This window comes from Kitasatospora sp. NPDC127035 (assembly GCF_042726075.1).
GTDB lineage: Bacteria > Actinomycetota > Actinomycetes > Streptomycetales > Streptomycetaceae > Kitasatospora.
Genome location: NZ_JBHXDN010000049.1, coordinates 42369 through 63526, shown reverse-complemented (window position 1 = coordinate 63526; position 21158 = coordinate 42369). Strand labels below are relative to the sequence as shown.

Here is a 21158-nt window from a genome sequence, read left to right as displayed (position 1 = left end):
TTTTATGATACGGCGACCACCGTTTTATACACTTACAAATTCGTCGGCAGCTTCATATGTTTATAAGAGACCGGCCCGGCCGACTTCCCGCGCCGGGTATCCGGCCGCCTTCGTCGTGCACGACGAAGGCGGCCGTGTGGTGGGGCGGTGAGGGGAACCAGGGGCGGGGGCGAATGCGCCGACTGCGGTTCGGACCTCGAAGTGGGCGGAAGCCGGGGAGGCTGTGCTGAGCCGCCGAGGAGCTCGGGCCGTGATCATTAGTCGATGACGTGCATAGCCGCGGTTATGCGTGGACGGTCTGCGCCCGGCGTCGCTAGCTTGGCTGTCAGCTGGTCAACCATGCTCGGCCCAAGGAGGCTTGACGTGTCCGGACGTGCAGTGCTCACTCGGCTCACAGGTAGCGGCAGTGGCGAGTGCGGGGAGAAGGACTGTCCCAACGTCTACCGGACGGAGGCGGGGTCGTTCGTGGTTCAGGGCGAGCTGTCCGAGGCCTTTGCCCCGCCCGCGGGCGAGGGGCTGGTCGAGATTCCCGAGAGCGTGTTGAGGGAGGCGTTCCGTGCTCTTGGCTGGTGATGCCTGGGAGCAGTGCTTCGACTCCATGCGGTTGGAGGCGTGGAGGCTCGAAACGCTGCCCGCCTACGCCGTGCCACAGGAGGCGGAGAAGCTGGCGCGCTTCCTGGACGGAGAGAATTCCCCCGATGACTATGAGTCCGGCTGGATGAGTGAAGTCCGGCAGTGGTCGGCCGAGGGGAAGAAGGTCGGGAGGGTCCATGTTGTCACTCGCCCACTCTCGGACTACCTTCGTTTCGAGTTCGATCACTACTACCGGCATCACGTCACTGCCGGCGAGGGTATTCGAATCCTCGATGTGACCGACCGGGAGAATCCCTTGGTGGGTGCTCAGGACTTCTGGATGTTCGACAGGTCAAAAGTCGTCCTGATGAATTACCGGGCGGACGGGACGCAGATCGGCCGCGAACTCTTCGATGGTGATCCTGCGCCCTTCATCGAGTATCAGCGCATTGCTGTTGCGGAATCCGTGCCGTTCCTGGAGTACGTCGGGTCGTGACGCTCCACCCGGAGCAGCTGGGCCGCTCGAAGCAGGAACTGGCTGCGACATTGAAAGAGCTCTGTGGGTGATGCAGTCGCGTGGCTGGCGGCTCGATACCGGGAGCACTTGCCGGAGGGTGACCACTGGTTGCCGCTGGCGGAACGCCGTCAGGCTGCAAGTGAGCAGCTGGCTGTTGGATCCGACGCGGTGTGGTCCTGTTGGGTGTCGGACAGCCGGTGGTCGGGACAGTACGTGATCGTGTGTCCCAACAGGATCTGGCCAGGGCTTCCGTGCCCGACCAGGCGTGCCACCTCAGTTGTGAGTTCAGGAACGCAAGGGTAGGGCCCGGCCGCCTTCGTCGTGTGCGACGAAGGCGGCCGTATCGTGTCGGAACCGGAGGAAGTTCAGCGCAGGTGGTCGAAGGCGCCGGCCTTGGCGCCGTCGACCATGGCGCGGATCTCGGAGCGGGTGTAGACCAGCGGGGTCTGTGCGGGGTTCTTGGAGTCGCGGACGGCGACGAACTGGCCGATCACGCCGAACTCGACGCAGTTGTCACTGCCGCCGCTGAACGGGGACTTCTCCCAGGCGACATCGGAGAAATCGGTCTCGGCGGGATCGGGCTTGTTGATCACGTGTGACTCTCCTTGAGCATGCTGGTCAGCCGAGCGTAGGTCTCGGGTGGGCCGAGAGCCCGAGCCCGTAGATGGTCGAAACTTCGGTGTAGTTCTTCGGCACGTGTGCTCCCCGCGAGCCCGGGGAGTGCGGGCGGGGCCTCGTTGCGGTGCGGGGGCTGGTGGTGGGAGCCGATGCCGGACGGCAAGGTGGTCTGCGCCGTGGGGGATGTGCCGTGGAGGGGAGGATGGGGGGATGGTGATGAGTGAGGGGCGGTATGCGCCGGCGGCGACGCTGGCGGGGCTGGTGCAGCGGGGGCGGGGGCTGGGGGCGCGGATGGCCGTCGAGGATCCTGCGGCCGCTGCCGAGATCGTCTACGGCTGCGTCCGGTGGGACTGGCGGTGGGACTCGGTCGACCAGCGGGGGCTCTATCTGGCCCGGCTGGTGAGGGACTTGGAGCTGCCGCTGGGGCCGGTGGCGGAGGGGCTCGGCGCGGGGGAGGAAGCGAGCGGGCGAGCCGCGCGGGTGTTGGCGCTGCTCGCGCTGGACGGGTCGGGGGAGGCCCGGGAGTCGCTGCGGGAGTACGTGGAGGAGGGGGAGCACTGGGTCGCGGCGCTGGAGGAGATGGCGCACCGGTGGCCGGTGGAGTGGTGGGACGACCTGGCGGAGACCGGGCGGGAGCGGGCGGAGCGGGACCCGGAGGACCGCTGGGGGGAGCCGTGGTACCGGTGGGAGCTGGCCGGGCCCGGGCCGGTGCACGGGCCCCGGGAGCGGAAGCCGTTGGCGGACGTCGACAACGCCGGGCTGTTGGAGCTGCTGGCGGATCCCGGGGAGTCGGAGGAGCGCAGGACCGCCGCGCTCGACGTGATCGACGACCGGGGTCCGGAGCCCGGGGTGATCCCCCTGGTGCCGTCGCTGGGGACGGCGGACGGGACGTACGTCCTGTGGCCGCTGATCGGGGTGGTCGAGAAGCTCGGGCCCCTGGCGGTGCCCGCCGCCCGGGAGTGGGCCGCCGTCACGGAGCCCGGATGGCTGCGGTTGCTGGGTCACGCGGTGCTGGCCGGGCACGGGACGGCCGAGGACGTTCCGGTGCTGGTCGCCGACCTGGAACGGGACTGGGTGGAGCGGCGGTGGTGCGGGCCGATGAGGACGGCCGACGGGCTGCGGCGGTTCGGGACGGCGGCCCGGGACGCGGTGTCGCTGCTCCGGCGGTTCTGGTTGTGGACGCCGCACTCGTACGAGCGCGTGCGCTACCTGGAGGCGCTGGCGGAGATCGATCGGACGGGCCTGGACAAGGTGTACCTGGAGTGTCTCTGGGACTGTGAGGCCGGGGCCCGGCTGCTCGGGGCGCGGCACGCGCCGGACCGCGCGGACGTCAGGGAGCGGCTCGCGTACCTGCGGGACGACGCGCTGGAGGAGCCCGAGGTCAGGGCCGCCGCCGGGGAGCGGCTGGCGGCCCTGACCGGCGGGTGATCAGAGGCCGGGGATGCGGCCGTTGCGGTAGAGGTCCACGAAGAGCTGGTGGTCGGCGCGGGCCCGGGCGCCGTAGGCGTGGGCGAAGTCGACGAGCATCGCGGTGAAGCCGGCCTCGTCCCGGGCGAGGGCTTCGTCGATCGCGTGCTCGGTGGAGAACGGCACCAGGGTGTGGCCGCTGGAGGACTCGTCGGCCGCCGCGTGCATGGTGGCGGTGGCCCGGCCCAGGTACCTGGTCACGGCGAGCAGGTCGGGCAGTTCGTTGAGGTCGGTCCAGTCGAGGTCCGTCGCGTACGGGGAGACCTCGGCGACCAGCTGGCCGCGGCCGCGCAGCGTCGTGTACCCGAGCCACGGGTCGCTGTGGGACTGGAGGGCGCGCTGGGAGATGACCGTGCGGTGGCCCTCGTGCTCGAAGTAGTCGGCGATGGTGGGATCGGTGACGTGGCGCGAGACGGCCGGCGTCTGCCCCTGCTTCATGTAGATGATCACGTCGTTCTCCAGGGCGTCGGTGTGCCCTTCGAGCAGGAGGTTGTACGACGGCAGGCCGGCCGAGCCGATGCCGATCCCCCGGCGGCCGACGACGTCCTTGACCCGCAGCGCGGCCGGGCGGGTGCGGGAGGCCGGCGGCAGGGTGGTCAGGTAGTCCTCGAACGCGGCCAGCACCTCGGTCTTGGTGGGCTCGTCGAGTTCGATCGCGCCGCCGCCGAGGCGGAAGCGGCGGTCGTAGCCCTCGACGACGGTGTCGCCGTCGAGGAGCGAGACCCGGGTCCGCACCCGGGCCTGCCGGAGGGTGTCGAGGACCGGGCCGGTGGTGGTGTCCAGCGTGTACGGGTCGGCGTCGCCGGTCGTGACGTGGGCGGAGATCCGGGCCCGGTAGGCGGTGGCGAAGGCGGTGACCAGCTCGGTGATCGTCGCGTCCGAGAGCGCCTTGGCGTAGCCGATCAGCGCGAGGGAGGCGGCGAGCCGCTGGACGTCCCAGGTGAAGGCGCCGACGTAGGCCTCGTCGAAGTCGTTGACGTTGAAGACCAGGCGGCCCTCGGCGTTCAGGTAGGTGCCGAAGTTCTCCGCGTGGAGGTCGCCGTGGATCCAGACCCGGCTGGTGCGCTCGTCGAGGAACGGCGCGCCGAAGGACGCGAACGGCTCGGTGGTGAGGTCCGCGTAGTAGAGGCCGGCGGTGCCCCGGTAGAACGCGAAGGCGGACGCCGCCATCTTCCGGAACTTGACCCGGAACGCCGCCGGATCCTGGGCGAGCAGGTCGCCGAAGGCTGTTTCGAAGACGCTGAGTACCGTTTCGGCACGGTCGGTGGCGGTGGGCTGCTGGTGAGGCATGGGCGATCCTTCGGGGCGCGGCGCGTGGCCGGAGGCGGGTGCGTCCGGAGGCTAGAGTAGGAGCGTGAACGCGTGAGTGCTGGTCCGGGCCCCGGGAGTGGCTCGGGCCGCAACTGTTTCCAGGCGCACTGCCCGTGACCTGCGCGTTCGCCGGCCAGCCAGACAGCACGAGCCTCCGGAGGCCCCGCCTTGAGCGACCAGCCGTACGCGCATCTGCACGTCCACACCGAGTACTCGATGCTGGACGGTGCCGCCCGGCTGAAGCAGTTGTTCAAGGAGGTCGAGCGGCTGGGGCAGACCCATGTCGCGATGACCGACCACGGCAACATGTACGGCGCGGCCGAGTTCCACAAGCAGGCCACCGCCGCGGGCATCACCCCGGTGATCGGGATCGAGGCGTACGTCGCCCCGGAGTCCCGGTCCAACACCAAGCGCATCCTGTGGGGCCAGCCGCACCAGAAGAAGGACGACGTCTCGGCGTCCGGCGCTTACACCCACAAGACCATCTGGGCCCGGAACAGGGAGGGCCTGCACAACCTCTTCAAGCTGACCTCGCGCTCGTACGCCGAGGGCTGGCTCGTGAAGTGGCCCCGGATGGACAAGGAGATCATCGCCGAGCACGCGGCCGGCCTGATGGCCACCACGGGCTGCCCGTCCGGCGAGGTGCAGACCCGGCTGCGGCTGGGCCACTTCGACGAGGCGGTCAAGTCCGCCGCCGACTACCAGGACATCTTCGGCAAGGAGAACTACTTCCTTGAGCTGATGGACCACGGCCTGGACATCGAGAAGCGGGTCCGGGACGGGCTGCTGGAGATCAGCAAGAAGCTGAACATCCCGCCGGTGGTCACCAACGACTCGCACTACACCACCGAGAGCGACGCCGGCGCCCACGACCTGCTGCTCTGCGTGCAGACCGGCAAGAACCTCTCCGACCCGGACCGCTTCCGCTTCGACGGCACCGGCTACTACATCAAGTCGGCCGCCGAGATGTACGGGCTGGACTCCTCGGACGCCTGGCAGGAGGGCTGCCGGAACAGCCAGCTGCTGGTCGCCTCCCGGGTCGACACCGCGGGCATGTTCGAGTTCAAGAACCTGATGCCGCGCTTCCCCATCCCGGAGGGCTTCGAGTCCGAGGCGGACTTCTTCAAGTCCCAGGTGTGGAAGGGCATGGACTGGCGCTTCCCCGAGGGTTACGACGAGGAGCACAAGAAGCTCGCCGAGTACGAGATGGACACCATCATCCAGATGGGGTTCCCGGCGTACTTCCTCGTGGTCGCCGACTTCATCATGTGGGCCAAGGAACAGGGCATCGCGGTGGGCCCGGGCCGTGGTTCGGCGGCCGGCTCGCTGGTCGCGTACGCGATGGGCATCACCGACCTCGACCCCATCCCGCACGGTCTGATCTTCGAGCGCTTCCTCAACCCCGAGCGCATCTCCATGCCCGACGTCGACATCGACTTCGACGAGCGTCGGCGCGGTGACGTGATCCGGTACGTGACGGACAAGTGGGGGTCCGACAAGGTCGCCATGATCGTCACGTACGGCACCATCAAGGCGAAGGCCGCCATCAAGGACTCCTCGCGGGTCCTGGGCTACCCGTACGCGATGGGTGACCGGATCACCAAGGCGATGCCGCCGGACGTCATGGGCAAGGGCATCCCGCTGTCCGGCATCACGGACACCAGCCACCCGCGCTACGGCGAGGCCGGTGAGATCCGCGGGCTGTACGAGACCGACCCGGACGTGCGCAAGGTCATCGACACCGCGCGCGGCATCGAGGGCCTGATCCGCCAGCCCGGCGTGCACGCCGCCGGCGTCATCATGTCCGCCGAGCCGCTGACCGACCACATCCCGGTCTGGACCCGGCACACCGACGGCGTCACCATCACGCAGTTCGACTACCCCACCTGTGAGGGCCTCGGCCTTCTCAAGATGGACTTCCTCGGCCTGCGCAACCTGACGATCATGGACGACGCCGTCAAGGCGATCGAGAAGAACAAGGGCATCAAGATCAACCTGCTTGATCTGCCCCTGGACGACAAACCGACCTACGAGCTGCTGGCGCGCGGCGACACGCTCGGCGTCTTCCAGCTCGACGGCGGCCCCATGCGCTCGCTGCTGCGCCTGATGAAGCCCGACAACTTCGAGGACATCTCCGCGGTGCTGGCGCTGTACCGGCCCGGTCCGATGGGCGTCAACTCGCACACCAACTACGCGCTGCGCAAGAACGGCCAGCAGGAGATCACCCCGATCCACCCGGAGCTGGAGAAGCCCCTGGAGGAGATCCTCAAGCCGACGTACGGCCTGATCGTCTACCAGGAGCAGGTGCAGAAGGCCGCGCAGATCCTGGCCGGCTACTCGCTCGGCCAGGCCGACCTGCTGCGCCGGGCCATGGGCAAGAAGAAGAAGGAGATCCTGGAGGCGGAGTTCGTCCCCTTCCAGCGGGGCTGCCGCGAGCACGGCTACTCGGACGCGGCGATCCAGGCGGTCTGGGACGTCCTGGTCCCCTTCTCCGGCTACGCGTTCAACAAGGCGCACACGGCCGGGTACGGGCTGGTCTCGTACTGGACGGCGTACCTCAAGGCCAACTACCCGGCCGAGTACATGTCCGGCCTGCTGACCTCGGTCAAGGACGACAAGGACAAGTCGGCGGTCTACCTCAACGAGTGCCGCAAGATGGGCATCCAGGTGCTCCCGCCGGACGTCAACGAGTCGGACTCCGACTTCACCCCGCACGGGGACACCCTGGTCCGCTTCGGCCTGACCGCCATCCGCAACGTCGGCGGGCCGGTCGTCGAGTCGATGATCCGGACCCGGAAGGCGAAGGGGAAGTTCGTCTCCTTCCCCGACTTCCTGGACAAGGTGGAGTCGGTGGTCTGCAACAAGCGGACCGTGGAATCGCTGATCAAGGCGGGTTCGTTCGACTCGCTCGGGCACACCCGCAAGGGCCTGACCGCGCAGTTCGAGCCGATGATCGACAACGTGGTCGGGGTCAAGCGCAAGGAGGCCGAGGGGCAGTTCGACCTCTTCGGCGGCGACGCGGACGCCGACGAGCCGAGCTTCGGGCTGGACGTCGTCTTCTCCGAGGACGAGTGGGAGAAGTCGTTCCTGCTGACCCAGGAGCGGGAGATGCTCGGCCTGTACGTCTCCTCGCACCCGCTGCACGGCATCGAGCACGTGCTCTCCGACAAGGCGGACTGCGCGGTCGCCGACCTCGCCGAACGGCCGGACGGCACCATCGTCACCATCGGCGGCATCATCTCGGGCCTCCAGCGGAAGATGACCAAGCAGGGCAACGCCTGGGCGATCGCGACGGTCGAGGACCTGGCGGGCTCGATCGACTGCATGTTCTTCCCGGCCAGCTACCAGCTGGTCTCCTCGCAACTGGTCGAGGACGCGGTGGTGTTCGTCCGCGGCAAGCTGGACAAGCGGGAGGACGTGCCGCGGCTGATGGGGATGGAGCTGTCGGTTCCGGACCTGTCCAACGCGCACGCCGACGCGCCGATCATCATCAACATCCCGAGCGTGAAGGTGACGCCGCCGCTGGTGGCCAGGCTCGGCGAGGTGCTGAGCAGCCACCGGGGGACGACCGAGGTGCGGGTGCGGCTGGAGGCGCGGGACAGGACGACCGTGCTGCGGCTGGACCGGCACCGGGTGAAGTCGGATCCGGCGCTGTTCGGGGACCTGAAGCAGCTGCTCGGGCCGAGCTGCCTGGCCGGCTGACCGGTCCTTGACCGGCCGGCCGTGCCGCGGCCGGCCCGGTGCGGCCGCGGGCCGAGCGGGGCGTCCACCCTTCCGGGGGTGGGCGCCCCGGCGCGTTCAGGCCGAGCCGCGCAGCCCCGGCGGGACGGCGGTGTACAGGGCCGAGACGAACGCGGAGATCGCGGGGTGGGCCCCGGCGCCGGCCCGGAAGGCCGTCCGGGTGCGGCGGTACATCGGCAGCCGGGTGAGGGTGACGCCGGGCGGCGGCTCCGCGGTGCCGAGGTGGGGCACCAGGGCCACGCCCTGGCCCGCCGCGACCAGGGCGAGCACGGTGGCGAAGTCGTCGATCTGGTGGCGGATCCGGGGCGCGAACCCGGCGCTCTCGCAGGCCCGGACGGCCATCGTGTGGCAGAGGGTGCCGGCCGGGGCGAGGATCCAGGGCTCGGTGCGCTGGTCGGCCACGCTGCCCGGACCCCGGGCCGCGAGGTACATCGGCTCGGTGAAGACCGGCCGGGTCACCGCCAGCCCCGGCTCCGGATCGGCCGGGACCAGGTCGTACTCGTGCACCAGGGCGACGTCCAGCTCCCCGGCGCGCAGCGCCGCCGCCACGGCGGCCGGGTCGACCTCGGTGACCATCGGCTCCAGCCCCGGGTGCCAGCCGGCCAGTTCGGCGAGCAGGGCGGGGATGATCGCACGGGCCGCCGACGGGTAGGTGCCGATCCGGAGCGGGCCGGCCAACCCCTCACGGGCGTGGGCGAGTTCGGCGTCGGCCTGTTCCAGCCGCTCCAACACCGCCTCGGCGTGCCGGACCAGGTTCAGGCCCGCCGGGGTGAGGGCGACCCGGCGGCCGGTGCGTTCGAGGAGCGGGACGCCGGCCTCCTTCTCCAGGACGGACAGTTGCTGGGACACCGCCGAGGGGCTGAACGAGAGCGCCTCGGCGACGGCGGCGATGGTGCCGAGGTGGGCCAGTTCGCGCAGCAGGCGCAGGCGTCGGACGTCGAGCATCGGCTCAGCTTACGAGAAGCCTCGGAAATGTGAACTGGACCTGTGCGATCGGCCGGCCGCAGGATCGTCGTCATGGAACACACCACGGCTCTCCACGGCATCCACGTCCCGCTGATCACCCCCTTCGCGGCCGACGGCTCGGTCGCCCTCGACGCGCTGGAGAAGCTGGCCGGCTCGCTGCTGGACGCCGGCGCGGCCGGGCTGGTGGCCCTCGGCACCACGGGGGAGCCGGCCACCCTGGACGACGCCGAGCGGCGCGCGGTCGTCGAGGTCTGCGCGGCGGTCTGCGCCGACCGGGGCGCCCGGCTGCTGGTCGGCGCCGGCGGGCCGGACACCCGGGCGGCCGGGGCGGAGCTGGCGGGGCTCGCCGGGCGGGTGCCGGGCGTGACCGCCGCGCTGGTCACCGTGCCGTCCTTCGTGCGGCCCGGCGAGGCCGGGACGGTCGCGCACTTCCGGGCGCTGGCCGAGGCGAGTTCGGTACCGCTGGTCGTCTACCACATCCCGTACCGGACCGGGCAGGACCTGTCGGCCGGCGCGCTGCTGGAGCTCGCGGCCCTGCCGGGCGTGGTGGGCGTGAAGTACGCCACCGGCGGGGTGGACCAGGCCGCGGTGGAACTGCTCGCGGCCGCGCCGGAGGGGTTCGCGGTGCTGTCGGGGGAGGACGCCTTCCTCTCGCCGCTGCTGGCCCTGGGCGCCGCCGGTGGTATCCCCGCCGCCGCCCACCTGGCCACCGCGCGCTTCGTCGAACTGGTGGAGGCGTGGGAGGCCGGGGACGCGGCACGCGCCCGTGCGCTGGGCCACCGGCTGACCGGGCTGGCGCTCGCCGCCTTCGCGGCGCCGAACCCGTCGGTGGTGAAGGGCGTGCTGCACGCGCAGGGGCGGATCCCGACCCCGGACGTCCGGCTGCCGCTGCTGCCGGCCGGGCCGGCCGAGGTCGCGCGGGCCCTGGAGCTGGCCACTGGTCTGGACCACTGAGGGGTCCGGGCCTCTCACACCGTGGAATACCAGGCCGGATTCCGCCCGTGACAAGGCATGATGGGCGGAGTGTTGCGGCTGTGAACAGCACGATCAAGAGGAGTAGTCGGAAATGAAGATCGGCATTGTCGGGGCCACCGGTCAGGTCGGCGGCGTGGTCCGCGAGATCCTGGCGGAGCGGAACTTCCCGGTGGAGCAGCTGCGGCTGTTCGCCTCGGCCCGTTCGGCCGGACGCACCCTGCCGTGGCAGGACACCGAGGTCACGGTCGAGGACGCGGCCACGGCCGACTACACCGGCCTGGACATCGTGATCTTCTCCGCCGGCGGCTCCACCTCCAAGGAGCTCGCCCCCAAGGCCGCCGCCGCGGGCGCCGTCGTCATCGACAACTCCTCCGCCTGGCGCCGCGACCCCGACGTCCCGCTGGTCGTCTCCGAGGTCAACCCGCAGGCCATCGCCGACCGGCCCAAGGGCATCATCGCCAACCCGAACTGCACCACCATGGCCGCCATGCCCGTGCTGCGCCCGCTGCACGACGAGGCAGGACTCGCCGCCCTGGTCGTCTCCACCTACCAGGCGGTCTCCGGCAGCGGCGTGGCCGGCGTGGCCGAGCTGCAGGACCAGGCCGCCAAGGTGGTCGACGGCGCCTCCGCGCTCGCCCACGACGGCTCCGCGGTCGAGTTCCCCGAGCCGCAGGTCTACAAGCGCCCGATCGCCTTCAACGTGCTGCCGCTGGCCGGCGCGATCGTCGACGACGGCTCCAACGAGACCGACGAGGAGCAGAAGCTCCGCCACGAGAGCCGCAAGATCCTCGGCATCCCCGGCCTGAAGGTCGCCGGCACCTGCGTGCGCGTCCCGGTCTTCTCCGGCCACTCGCTGCAGATCAACGCCCGCTTCGAGCGTCCGATCAGCCCCGAGCGGGCCGCCGAGCTGCTCGCCGGCGCCGCCGGCGTCGAGCTGAGCGAGATCCCCACGCCGCTCCAGGCCGCCGGCCGCGACCCGAGCTTCGTCGGCCGCATCCGTGCCGACGAGACGGTCGAGAACGGCCTCTCGCTGTTCGTCTCCAACGACAACCTGCGCAAGGGCGCCGCGCTCAACGCCGTCCAGCTGGCCGAGCTGGTCGCCGCCGAACTCAAGGGCTGACCCGGGGGCCGGGCACCCGGCACCACCGGTACGAAGGGCCCCGCCGAGCCGGCGGGGCCCTTCGACCTGTTGCGGGACCGCGACGGACCGCCGAGGTTCGGCCGGCGAACCAGGGGGAAAAGGTGACCCAACGATCGGGCGGTTGCGGGCACCCCCTCACCCCCTCCCCGCCCGGGAGCCGGGCGGACCGCGCCCACCACGGAACCGCCGCCCCCGGCGGAGCCGGACCCCGAGGGCGAGCGGAACGAGGTGCGCGATGGACCGCTGTGTCGTCCTGGTGGACGCCGGATACCTGCTGGGCGCCGCCGCCAGCCTGCTCGCCGGAGACCCGTCGCGGTCCAAGATCTCCGTCGACCACACCGCGCTGATCGCCGCCCTGCGCGAGCGGGCCGAGGCCGAGACCGGCCTGCCGCTGCTGCGCATCTACTGGTTCGACGCCGCCCCCGAGCGGCGCCCGATGCCGGAGCACCGCCGCCTCCGGGTCCTGCCCCGGGTCACCGTCCGGCTCGGCGCGCTCACCCGGGCCGAGGGCCGCTGGGTGCAGAAGGGCGTCGACGCGGCGATGCACGCCGAGCTGTCCGAACTCGCCCGCAACCGGGCCTGCGCCGACGTCGTCCTGATCACCGGGGACGGGGACCTGCTGCCCGGCATGATGTCCGCCAAGGAACACGGCGTCGTCGTCCACCTCTGGGCGCTCCAGGCCGCCGACGGCGACTTCAACCAGTCCGAGGACCTGGTCGGCGAGGCCGACGAACGGCGGGTCCTGGACCGCGAGTGGATCGAGGGCTCGTTCAGCCTCCGCGAGACCTCCGCCGTCTTCCCCGCTCCCGGCCCCCGCCACGAGATCGTCAAGATCCTCGCCGCCCCGCCCACCGCGCCCCCCGCCGCCCTTCCCGGCACGCTGCCCGGCACGTTGCCCGCCGCCGCGTCGGCCGCCGTCCGCCCGGCCGCAGGCGCTCCCGCCCCCGCCCCCGCCGCCGTCACCGTCCCGGTGGCCAACGGTCGACCGCAGTCGGCCACCGCGCTCAAGGTCGTCCCCACCCCCAAGGACCTCGCCGGGCGCAGCGTCGACCGGCCGGCCCCCGCGGCCCACCACCAGCAGGCCGGTCCGGTGCTGCGCTGGTCCTCCGACCGCGGCTGGGTCGACCGGCCCGTCCCCGAACCGGCCGTCACCGCCGGCGACGGCCTGCCCACCCTCGCCCAGCTCACCACCGCCGAACAGCGCTGGGCCGACCGTGAGGAGGACATCACCACGATCGGCGGCGACGCCCACGAGGTCGGCCAGGTCTTCGCCCGCCGATGGACCGGGCGGCTCGGTGACGTCGAACGGCTCACCGTGCTCTGGCCCGACTACCCGCGCATCCCGCACCGGGTCGACGGCGAGCTGCTCCGCTACGCCGCCCGGTTCGGCCTGCTCGCCCACAAGGACGACCAGATCGACGAGCACGACCGGTACGCGATCCGGGCCGGCTTCTGGAAGGAGCTCGCCGCCCGTGTCCCCGGTGGGGAGCTGGTCGTCGACGACTGACCTGCCGGGACGACTGACCTGCGAAGGGGTGGCGGAACGGGCCCCCTTGTCCGGTTCGCCGGTTGCACCGCGTAGAGTCGTCGGTCGTGAGCGAGACGGCCGGGCGGGCACCCCAGAAGACCTCGCCGTGCTGCGCCGTGCGCGACCTCGTGAGGACGTACCGCGCCGGGCGCGGCGCCGCCGCCACCGAGATCCGGGCCAACGACGGCATCACCCTGACCGTTCGGCAGGGGGAGATCTTCGGGCTGCTCGGACCCAACGGCGCCGGCAAGTCCACCCTGGTCCGCCAGCTGACCGGGCTGCTGCGGCCCGACTCCGGTTCGATCGAGCTGCTCGGCCACGACGTGGTCAAGCACCCCGAGCGGGCCGCCAGGCTGCTGGGCTACCTCGGGCAGGAGTCGACCGCGCTGGACGAGCTGACCGTCGCCCTCGCCGCCGAGACCACCGGCCGGCTGCGCGGCCTCGGCCGGGCGCAGGCCCGGGCGGCGGCCGACGAGGTGATCACCGAGCTGGCGCTGGAGCCGCTCGCCCACCGGCCGCTCGCCAAGCTCTCCGGCGGCCAGCGCCGGCTCGCCTGCTTCGCCGCCGCCCTGGTCGGCGACCGGCCGCTGCTCGTCCTCGACGAGCCCACCACCGGCATGGACCCGATCGCCCGCCGGGCCGTCTGGGCCGCCGTGGAGCGGCGCCGGGCCGAGCGGGCCGCGACCGTGCTGCTGGTCACCCACAACGTCATCGAGGCGGAGACCGTGCTGGACCGGGTCGCCGTGGTCGACGACGGCCGGATCATCGCCTGTGACACTCCGGGCGGCCTCAAGGCGCTGGTCGACGGCGACGTCCGGCTCGACCTGGTCTGGCGGGACGAGGCGCCGCTCGGCGTCCCCGCCGTGGCCGCGCTCGCGGAACGGGCCGAGCGCACCGGCCGCCGCTGGACCGTCCGCACCACCCCCGAGCAGGCCCGCGAACTGGTCGCCGCCGTCACCACCGGCCCGGCCTTCGCGGCCCTGGACGACTTCACTCTGGCCACCCCGAGCCTTGAGGACGCGTACCTCAAGCTGGGCGGCCGCCACGGAGGACTGGCCAAGTGACGCTGCTCTCGGCTCCGCCACGGACCGCACCGGCCACGGGCGGCGGGCCCGCCCCGCTCGCGCCGGCGGCCCGGCTGCTGCCCGCCCTCGCCGCGGTCTACCGGGCGCAGCTGGCGCGGGCCCGGGTGGCGCGGATCCCGCTGCTGTTCGTGGCCACCTTCCAGTCGCTCGGCATCCTGGTGATGATGCGGGGCGTGGTCGACGCCGGGCAGACCTCGGCCGCCCGGTACGTGGTGGCCGGCTCCAGCGTGCTGGTGGTCGCGTTCGTCGCGCTCAACCTGCTCGCCCAGTACTTCGGCCGGCTGCGGGCCACCGGCGGCCTCGACCACTACGCGACGCTGCCGGTGCCGGCCGCCTCGGTGGTGCTCGGGGCGGCCGCCGCGTACGCCTCGTTCACGCTGCCCGGGACGCTGGTCACGGCGGGCGCGGGCGCCGTCATGTTCGGGCTGCCGCTCGGACAGCTGTGGGTGCTGCTCGCGGTGGTGCCGCTGGCCGGTGCGGCGCTCTCCGGGCTCGGAGCGATCTGCGGGCTGCTCGCGCCCCGGCAGGAGCTGGCCACCATGCTCGGGCAGCTCGGCATGTCGGCCGCGCTGCTGCTCGGCGTCCTGCCGGTCGACCACCTGCCGCAGCCGGTGCTCTGGATGCGCGACCTGCTCCCCTCCACGTACGGGGTCGAGGCGTTCGCACGGACCTTCGAACCGGACCCGGACTGGGCGGCGGTGCTCGGCGACCTGGCGGTCTGCGCCGGGGTGGGCGTGGCGTCGCTGGCGGCCGCCACGTGGGCCTACCGGCGGGCGACCCGGCGGTAGGCGCGGCCCGCGCCCGCCGGGCCGGGGTGCGCGGGTGGCGCGGTCGCCGCGGCGGCGGTCGTGAAACGATGGCACCGTGACCGTACCGAACACACCTCCGGATCCCGCGCGAGCCGACGCCGACGCCGTCGCGGACGCCGTTCCCGATCCGTACGCGCCGCCGCGGGCCCCGGCGCCGGGTTCCTACCCGGTGCTGGACCTGGTCTCCGCGAAGCGGTCGAACGAGCCCTCCCTGCAGCGGCTGGCGCCCGAGCTGCGGATCGGTGCGATCACGGTCCTGGCCTGTCTGGTGCTGGGCGTGGCGATGGCCGGGCTGTGGGCCTGGCTGGCGCCCAAGGTGCCGCTGGTGGTGGACGGCAACAAGATCCTCTACGGCGACCCGGAAGGGGAGCAGCGGGCCGGCGCGGACAGCGTCTTCGTGCTGATCGGGCTGGGCATGGGCGTGCTGACGGCGCTCGGGGCGTTCCTGGTCACCCGCAAGCGCGGCGGCGGGATCGCCGTCGCCCTCGGGCTCGCCGTCGGCGGGCTGCTCGCCTCGGTCGGCGCCTGGGGGCTGGGACGCTGGCTCGGGCCGAGCCGCGACCTGATCGCGGAGGCCCGGCGGGTCGGGAACGGCGGGCACTTCCGGGCGGACATCGACCTCGGTGCGTACGGGGCGGTGCTGGCCTGGCCGATGGCGGCGATGGTGGTGCTGCTCGCGCTGTCGGCGGCGTTCGGGAAGCGCGAGGAGGACCCGCCGCCGTACTGGGCGGGGCCGTACGGCGCGCCGGTGCCCCCGGAGGGCGCGGGGCAGGCGTTCCCGGGACACCCGGAGCATCCGGGGCCGGTGCCGCCGGTGGACGCCCGGCCGCTGCCGCCGGAGGACGCCCGCCCGCTGCCGCCGGAGGACGGGCGGCGGGGCTGACTCCCCCGGGCGCTCCCCGGGCGCTCCCCGGGCGCTCCCCGGGCGCTCCCGGAGCCCTGAGGGGCCTCAGCGGGTGATCGGGGCGGTGCGCGCCGCGGTGAGGGTGATCAGGTCGGCCGGGGCCAGCTCGACCTCCAGGCCCCGGCGGCCGGCCGAGACGTAGACGGTGGGATGGGCGAGCGCGCCGTCGTCGACGACGGTGCGCAGCGGACGGCGCTGACCCAGGGGGGAGATGCCGCCCAGGACGTAGCCGCTGCTGCGTTCGGCCGCCGCCGGGTCGGCCATCACGGCGCGCTTGCCGCCGACGGCGGCGGCCAGGGCCTTGAGGTCGAGCCGGCCGGCGACCGGGACGACGCCCACGGTGAGGACGCCGTCGACGTCGGCGACCAGGGTCTTGAAGACCCGGTCGGCCGGGACGCCGAGGGCCTCGGCGGCCTCGCCGCCGTAGGAGGCGGCGGCCGGGTCGTGCGCGTAGGCGTGGACGGTGAACGGCACGGCGGCGGTCTCCAGGGCGACGGTGGCAGGGGTGCCCTGGCCGCCCTTCTTCGGCTTCTTGGCCATGTGCGGGTCTCCGGTGGACGGGCTGCCCGGTCCCGGGGCCGCCCGGGTCGGGCCGGCCCGGGCCGGTCAGTTGGGGCTGAAGGACTGGCGGGTGAGGTCGGCGGCGGGCAGCGAGGGGAGCCAGCCGAGCACGGCCGTCTCGCGGCGGAGCAGGTCGAGTTCGAGGCGCAGCCGCTGGGCGTTGTCGGGGGAGGCGAGCAGCTTCTGCTTGAGCGGGGTCTCCAGGACGGTCGCGGCGGCGACCAGGTAGGAGAGCACCTGGGGGTCGTCGGGCAGCTCCTGGCGGCCGACGGTGCTGGCCTCGCGGGCGCCGGCCAGGCGCTTCTGGTACGTCCGGAAGGCGCGTTCGACCTCGGAGGCGAGGGCGCCGGAGCCCTCCCCGGTGCGCTCCTCGATCGGCTCGGCCTCGCCGGTCAGGTACGGGCCGCCGGTGTCGGCCGAGCGGAGCCGGAACCGGGTGGTGCCGGTGACCAGCAGCTCGTACCGGCCGTCCGGCTGGGGCTGGACGGAGGTGAGGTCGGCGACGCAGCCGATGTGGTGGAGCGCCTCCAGCGGGTCGCCGGTGACGGTGCCGAGGCCGTTCAGCGGGCCGGCCGGGCCGTCGTCGGGGCGGACCGGGGCGACCTCGCGGCCGTCCTTGATGGCCAGCACGCCGAACCGCCGGGGCTGGTCCTCGGGCAGGGCGAGCAGGTCGGCGACGAGACGGCGGTAGCGCTCCTCGAAGACGTTCAGGGGCAGCACCAGGCCCGGGTAGAGCACGGTGTTCAGCGGGAAGAGGGGCAGCCGTTCTGTCACGGCGGACAGCGTAGTTCCCCGGGGCGGGCGGGCGCCCGGGGGTTACCGGCACGGGGCCCCGGCCGGGTGCCCCCACCCGTCCCGGGGGCCCGTGCCGGGGCCGGTTCTAGCCGCGCTGGAGCATCCGGCTGGCGCCGGCGGCGACGGTGGTGGCGAGCACCCACCCGACGATGACCAGGCCGGCGGCCACCCACTGGGAGGTCCCGCCGGGGTTCCAGCCCTGCTGGCCGAGGTCGACCACGGGCAGCAGCTGGCCGAGCGCGTAGAGCACCGGGTTCCAGTGCGGCCGCTCGTCGGCCTTGAGCGGCTGCAGCTCGTGGGTGGCGAAGTAGAGGCTGCCGAGCGCCCAGGCGAGCAGCAGCCAGAGGGCGGCCCGGTTGGGGCGGAAGCCGTAGCCGACGGTGGCGTCCTGGATCCGGCCCCAGATCCGGGACGGCAGCGGCAGGGTCTGCCGGCGGCGGCGCTGCTTGGCGTAGAGCACCTCGCGGGCGTCGTCGTCGGCGCCGTCCCGGCGCAGGGCGGCGGCCAGCTGCTCGTACGACTCGGGCTGGAAGTCGACCGAGGAGCCCTCCAGCCAGGCGATCCGCTGCCGGACGGTGAACGGCACGGCCGGGCGCAGGCACTCGTAGGTGAAGCCGGTGAGGCCCAGGTGGCGGCCGTGCGGCCAGGCCTCGGGGGAGTCGACCAGGTTGCCGATCCGCGCGCGGGAGAGCGAGACCGGCCCGGTGGGCGGGGTGCGGCAGGTGAACCGCAGCTCGGGGGTCTGGATCCGGCGCAGCGCGAGCTCGTCCCCCTCCCCGAGGTGGAACTCGGCGCCGGAGATCAGGCAGGCGTTCTCGAACCGGCCGTCGGAGAGCCGGACCCGGCCGTACGCGCGGAACGGGGTGCTGGAGGCGCTGGGCGGGATGACCTGGCCGTAGCCGGAGCCGTAGTAGGACTGCGAGTCGGTCCAGCCCCGGTCCGCCGAGCTGCTCAGGTACAGCGTGTGGCCGACGGTTATTCGCGGGGCGTTGAGCGCGTTGGGGTTCTCCGGGACGGCCTGCAGCCGGGCGCCGCGCAGCGAGAACCGGCCGCCGATCCGGGCGGTGCGCAGGCTGATCTCGCCGACGGCCTCCAGCCGCTCGGCCTCGAAGTCCTGGCTGACGGCGAGGCCGTCGGCGGACAGCGCCCGGCCGAACCGGTCGCCGCCGAGCACGGCCTGGTTGAGCAGCAGGTCGGTGCCGATCCGGGCGTCGGTGAGCCGGACCCCCTGCGGGAAGCGGCAGCGGGCCAGGTGCAGGTCGCCGGAGGTGGCGAGCCGGGAGGCCTCCAGGCGCGGGATCAGGCAGCCGACGAAGCGCACCGTGCCCGCCTCGGCCTCGGACATCAGGACCTTCTGCTCGAACCGGCACTCGTGCAGTTCGACGTAGTGGCTGATGGTGCCGCCGGCCAGCCGCAGCGGGCCGGCGATCAGGGCGCCGGTCAGCTTGAGCGAGGCGACCCGGCCGGAGACGGCGGTGGGCCCGTCCAGCAACAGCCGGGAGAGCACCTCGGCGCGGACGGTGCGCCCGGGCCCCCAGTCGGCGTCGCCGAACGGGTCGTCCTGCTCGGCCGCGCCGACCCGCAGGTCGTGGATCCGGCCGTGCCGGAACGCGTGCCAGAGCCCCTGCTCGGTCACCGTCCAGCCGTCGGGTGCCCGTTCGGTCATGGTTCCCCCCTGCTTCCCCCGGTCGTCTCGCTCTTCGTATCACGGACTGAAATGCGGGGCCGCCCGTTCCGGCCACTCCTTACACTGGGTGGCGTGATCTCTCGAATCGACCTCCGCGGCTCGCTCGACGACCCGCGTGACCTGCTGCCCCGTGCCGAGTTCGACGTGGCGGCCGCCCTGGAGACGGTGCGGCCGATCGCCGAGGACGTGCACCATCGGGGCGTACGGGCGCTGATCGAGATCACCGAGCGCTTCGACGGCGTGCGGCTGGAGACCACCCGGGTCCCCGCCGAGCAGCTCGCCGAGGCCCTGGAGACGCTCGACCCGAAGGTGCGCGCCGCACTGGAGGAGTCGATCCGCCGGGCCCGCACGGTGCACGCCGACCAGCGCCGCGAGGGGCACACCACCCAGGTGGTGCCCGGCGGCACGGTCACCCAGCGCTGGGTGCCGGTGGACCGGGTCGGGCTGTACGTACCGGGCGGCCTGGCGGTCTACCCGTCCTCCGTTGTGATGAACGTGGTGCCGGCCCAGGAGGCCGGTGTCCGCGGCATCGCGGTCACCTCGCCGCCGCAGAAGGCCTTCGGCGGCCGCGTGCACCCGACCATCCTGGCGGCCTGCGCGCTGCTCGGCGTCACCGAGGTGTACGCGGTCGGCGGCGCCCAGGCGGTCGCCATGTTCGCGCTCGGCACCGAGGAGTGCGAGCCGGTGAACATGGTCACCGGCCCCGGGAACATCTACGTCGCCGCCGCGAAGCGCTACTTCGCCGGCCGGATCGGCATCGACTCGGAGGCCGGCCCGACCGAGATCGCCGTCCTCGCCGACGACAGCGCCGACCCGCGCGAGGTCGCCGCCGACCTGATCAGCCAGGCCGAGCACGGCCCGACCTCGGGTTCGGTGCTGGTCACCGACTCGCCCGAGCTGGCCGAGGCGGTGGAGGCCGAGCTGAAGGTGCAGGTCACCCGGACCCGGCACAGCGAGCGGGTCGCCGAGGCCCTGGGCGGCCGGCAGTCCGGCGTCATCCTGGTCGACGACCTCGACCAGGGCCTCGCGGTGGTCGACGCCTACGCGGCCGAGCACCTGGAGATCCAGACCCGGGACGCCCACGCGGTCGCCGCCCGGGTCCGCAACGCGGGCGCGATCTTCATCGGCCGGTACACGCCGGTCTCACTCGGCGACTACGCCGCCGGCTCCAACCACGTGCTGCCCACCGGCGGCTGCGCCTGCCACTCCTCGGGCCTGTCCGTGCAGACCTTCCTGCGCGGCGTGCAGGTCGTCGAGTACGACCGCGAGGCACTGGCCGGCATCGCCGCGCACGTCGTCACCCTGGCGGACGCCGAGGACCTGCCCGGTCACGGCGACGCGATCAAGGCCCGATTCGACTGGAGTGTGCCGGGCGCGTGAGCACCATCGACTCCCTTCCCATCCGCGACGAGCTGCGCGGGCAGTCCCCGTACGGCGCGCCCCAGCTCGACGTGCCCGTCCAGCTGAACACCAACGAGAACCCGTACCGGCTCCCCGAGGAGCTGGTGGCCCGGATCGCCGAACGGGTCGCCGAGGCCGCCCGCGGCCTCAACCGCTACCCGGACCGGGACGCGGTCGAGCTGCGCGAGGGCCTGGCGGCCTACCTGACCCGCACCACCGGCTTCCCGGTCGCCCGGGCGAACGTGTGGGCCGCGAACGGCTCCAACGAGGTGCTCCAGCAACTGCTGCAGACCTTCGGCGGCCCCGGCCGCACCGCGCTCGGCTTCGAGCCCTCCTACTCGATGCACGCCCTGATCTCCCGGGGCACCGGCACCGGCTGGATCTCCGGGCCGCGCAACGAGGACTTCACCATCGACCTCGACGCGGCCGTCGCCGCCATCGCCGAGCACCGGCCGAACGTCGTGTTCGTCTGCTCGCCGAACAACCCGACCGGCACCGCCGTCGAGGCCGACGTCGTGCTGCGGCTGTACGAGGCCGCGCAGGCCGCCCGGCCCAGCCTGGTGGTGGTCGACGAGGCGTACGTCGAGTTCTCGCACCGGGACTCGCTGCTGGAGCTGATCGAGGGCCGCCCCAACCTGGTGGTCACCCGCACCATGTCCAAGGCCTTCGGCGCCGCCGGGCTGCGCCTGGGCTACCTGGCCGCCGACCCGGCGGTGGTGGACGCGGTCCAGCTGGTCCGCCTGCCCTACCACCTGTCGGCCGTCACCCAGGCCACCGCGCTGGCCTGCCTGGAACACACCGACACCCTGCTCGGCTACGTCGGCCGGCTCAAGGCCGAGCGCGACCGGCTGGTCGACGCCCTGCGCGGGCTCGGGCTGGAGGTGACCGACTCGGACGCCAACTTCGTCCAGTTCGGCCGCTTCGCCGACACCCACGCCGTCTGGCAGGCCATCCTCGACCACGGCGTCCTGGTCCGTGACAACGGCGTCCCGGGGTGGCTGCGCGTCACCGCCGGCACCCCCGCCGAGAACGACGCCTTCCTGGACGCCGTCGCCAAAGTGATCAAGGAGCTGTAACCC

Annotated in this window: 18 protein-coding genes; 12 read left to right on the top strand and 6 right to left on the bottom strand. The window is 72.8% G+C overall.

What is annotated here, in order from left to right:
• The first annotated feature begins 363 nt into the window (after positions 1-363).
• Complete coding sequence (locus ACFWIC_RS28470) at positions 364-573, top strand: hypothetical protein (protein WP_329952042.1); 210 nt, start codon at positions 364-366, stop codon at positions 571-573.
• Positions 557-1069, top strand: a complete 513-nt coding sequence (locus tag ACFWIC_RS28465; RefSeq protein ID WP_380520326.1) for a DUF6879 family protein — start codon at positions 557-559, stop codon at positions 1067-1069. Before ACFWIC_RS28470 ends, ACFWIC_RS28465 begins: the two co-directional genes overlap by 17 nt.
• A gap of 386 nt (positions 1070-1455) precedes the next feature.
• On the opposite strand, the gene ACFWIC_RS28460 is transcribed toward ACFWIC_RS28465, so the two are convergent.
• The gene (locus tag ACFWIC_RS28460; protein WP_380520325.1) at positions 1456-1683 is read right to left on the bottom strand and encodes a DUF397 domain-containing protein; all 228 of its coding nucleotides are present in this window, start codon (positions 1681-1683) and stop codon (positions 1456-1458) included.
• 235 nt (positions 1684-1918) lie between these two features.
• On the opposite strand from ACFWIC_RS28460, the gene ACFWIC_RS28455 reads away from it, so the two are divergent.
• Positions 1919-3136 carry a hypothetical protein gene (locus ACFWIC_RS28455; protein WP_329952047.1) on the top strand — a complete coding sequence of 406 codons (1218 nt, stop codon included), beginning with the start codon at positions 1919-1921 and terminating at the stop codon, positions 3134-3136.
• Here the strand turns inward: ACFWIC_RS28455 and ACFWIC_RS28450 are convergent, their stop codons facing one another.
• Positions 3137-4465 (bottom strand): DUF2252 domain-containing protein, encoded by a 1329-nt coding sequence (locus tag ACFWIC_RS28450; RefSeq protein WP_380359352.1) that lies wholly within the window; start codon positions 4463-4465, stop codon positions 3137-3139. It abuts the gene before it with no gap.
• A 189-nt stretch (positions 4466-4654) separates the two neighbouring features.
• Here ACFWIC_RS28450 and dnaE point away from each other — a divergent pair, with 189 nt between their 5' ends.
• Positions 4655-8188 carry a DNA polymerase III subunit alpha gene (gene dnaE / locus ACFWIC_RS28445; protein WP_329952049.1) on the top strand — a complete coding sequence of 1178 codons (3534 nt, stop codon included), beginning with the start codon at positions 4655-4657 and terminating at the stop codon, positions 8186-8188.
• 96 nt (positions 8189-8284) lie between these two features.
• Here the strand turns inward: dnaE and ACFWIC_RS28440 are convergent, their stop codons facing one another.
• Positions 8285-9172 (bottom strand): LysR substrate-binding domain-containing protein, encoded by an 888-nt coding sequence (locus ACFWIC_RS28440; protein WP_329882125.1) that lies wholly within the window; start codon positions 9170-9172, stop codon positions 8285-8287.
• A 72-nt stretch (positions 9173-9244) separates the two neighbouring features.
• On the opposite strand from ACFWIC_RS28440, the gene ACFWIC_RS28435 reads away from it, so the two are divergent.
• The 6 genes from ACFWIC_RS28435 (at position 9245) to ACFWIC_RS28410 (ending at position 15614) form a co-directional block, all read left to right on the top strand.
• The gene (locus tag ACFWIC_RS28435) at positions 9245-10147 is read left to right on the top strand and encodes a dihydrodipicolinate synthase family protein (RefSeq protein ID WP_380520324.1); all 903 of its coding nucleotides are present in this window, start codon (positions 9245-9247) and stop codon (positions 10145-10147) included.
• Between the two features lie 112 nt (positions 10148-10259).
• Positions 10260-11288, top strand: coding sequence for an aspartate-semialdehyde dehydrogenase (locus tag ACFWIC_RS28430; protein ID WP_380520323.1), 1029 nt, complete (start codon positions 10260-10262; stop codon positions 11286-11288).
• A gap of 256 nt (positions 11289-11544) precedes the next feature.
• Positions 11545-12816: an NYN domain-containing protein gene (locus tag ACFWIC_RS28425; protein ID WP_329882121.1), complete on the top strand. Its 1272-nt coding sequence runs from the start codon at positions 11545-11547 to the stop codon at positions 12814-12816.
• An 86-nt stretch (positions 12817-12902) separates the two neighbouring features.
• Positions 12903-13901 (top strand): ABC transporter ATP-binding protein, encoded by a 999-nt coding sequence (locus tag ACFWIC_RS28420; protein ID WP_329882120.1) that lies wholly within the window; start codon positions 12903-12905, stop codon positions 13899-13901.
• Positions 13898-14710, top strand: coding sequence for an ABC transporter permease (locus tag ACFWIC_RS28415; RefSeq protein ID WP_380359363.1), 813 nt, complete (start codon positions 13898-13900; stop codon positions 14708-14710). The genes ACFWIC_RS28420 and ACFWIC_RS28415 overlap by 4 nt, the downstream gene beginning before the upstream one ends.
• Positions 14711-14786: 76 nt before the next feature.
• Positions 14787-15614: a hypothetical protein gene (locus ACFWIC_RS28410; protein ID WP_380520322.1), complete on the top strand. Its 828-nt coding sequence runs from the start codon at positions 14787-14789 to the stop codon at positions 15612-15614.
• Positions 15615-15680: 66 nt separating this feature from the next.
• On the opposite strand, the gene ybaK is transcribed toward ACFWIC_RS28410, so the two are convergent.
• The 3 genes from ybaK to ACFWIC_RS28395 form a co-directional block, all read right to left on the bottom strand.
• A complete protein-coding gene (gene ybaK / locus ACFWIC_RS28405) occupies positions 15681-16175 on the bottom strand; it encodes a Cys-tRNA(Pro) deacylase (RefSeq protein ID WP_355401558.1) in 495 nt (164 codons plus the stop codon).
• 66 nt (positions 16176-16241) lie between these two features.
• Entirely contained in the window at positions 16242-16970 is a 729-nt protein-coding gene (locus ACFWIC_RS28400) for an LON peptidase substrate-binding domain-containing protein (protein WP_329882115.1), read from the bottom strand.
• A gap of 106 nt (positions 16971-17076) precedes the next feature.
• On the bottom strand, positions 17077-18657 hold the full coding sequence (locus ACFWIC_RS28395) for an oxidoreductase (protein WP_380520321.1): 1581 nt from the start codon (positions 18655-18657) through the stop codon (positions 17077-17079).
• Between the two features lie 93 nt (positions 18658-18750).
• On the opposite strand from ACFWIC_RS28395, the gene hisD reads away from it, so the two are divergent.
• Positions 18751-20058, top strand: a complete 1308-nt coding sequence (hisD, locus tag ACFWIC_RS28390; RefSeq protein WP_380520320.1) for a histidinol dehydrogenase — start codon at positions 18751-18753, stop codon at positions 20056-20058.
• Positions 20055-21155 carry a histidinol-phosphate transaminase gene (locus ACFWIC_RS28385; RefSeq protein ID WP_380359374.1) on the top strand — a complete coding sequence of 367 codons (1101 nt, stop codon included), beginning with the start codon at positions 20055-20057 and terminating at the stop codon, positions 21153-21155. Before hisD ends, ACFWIC_RS28385 begins: the two co-directional genes overlap by 4 nt.
• The last annotated feature ends 3 nt before the right edge of the window (positions 21156-21158 follow it).